A 685-nucleotide genomic window follows, 5' to 3' on the forward strand; every position below is an offset into this window, starting at 1 on the left:
CACACCACCTTCGCCCTCGCCGAACTGCTCCAGCCCGCCCGCCACACCATCGCCCAACTCTAGAGCCTGCTCGGCTACTGCACCTTCCCCGCCCGCGCCTATCGCCTCTGCCAACGCTATTTTGACCCCGACCGCGCCTTCCGCCTGCTGTTTGAGCAGATGCTGTCGAGCCTACCCGCCGACGAACCCCTGCTGCTCGTGCTGGACAGCACGCAAGTCCCCCGCACGGGCAAGCGGATGCCGGGCGTGGGACTGCTGCGCGCGGGCAACACCGTGCCGTTTGCCAAAGGGTTGCACAAAGCGCAGCGGTGGGTCGGGGCATTCACCCTCACCCCTGCCGAGTACGGCTATCGGCGGGCGATTGTGGTGAGTTGGGAACCCGCGTTCCCCGCGCGCACGACCCCTGCGCCTGACGGGGCGCAGGCGTCGGAGGCGCAGCGGGGGTTAGAGTTGGTGCATCGGGTGCGGGCGTGGATGGACGCCTGCGGACGGACGGAGCAACCGCTGGTGGTGCTGGGGGATGGCGCGTACAGTGCGCAGGCGTTCGTGCAGGGGCTGCCGGCGCGCACCTGGGCGATTGTGCGGTTGCGGGCGGACGCGCGGTTGTGCGCGTTGCCTGAAGGGGGCGGGCGTCGGGTGTATGGGGCGCGGTTTGCGCCGCGGGACATCTGGCGAGCGCGTCGGG

At 70.4% G+C, this 685-nt stretch carries 1 protein-coding gene; it reads left to right on the forward strand.

Features of this window, described 5'->3' with window-relative positions:
- Nucleotides 1-159: 159 nt before the first annotated feature.
- Nucleotides 160-685: transposase (locus tag NZM05_12655; GenBank protein ID MCS7014465.1), on the forward strand; the 526-nt coding region annotated here is incomplete at its 3' end.

This window comes from Chloroherpetonaceae bacterium, assembly GCA_025056565.1.
In the GTDB taxonomy this organism is placed as follows: domain Bacteria; phylum Bacteroidota; class Chlorobiia; order Chlorobiales; family Thermochlorobacteraceae; genus Thermochlorobacter.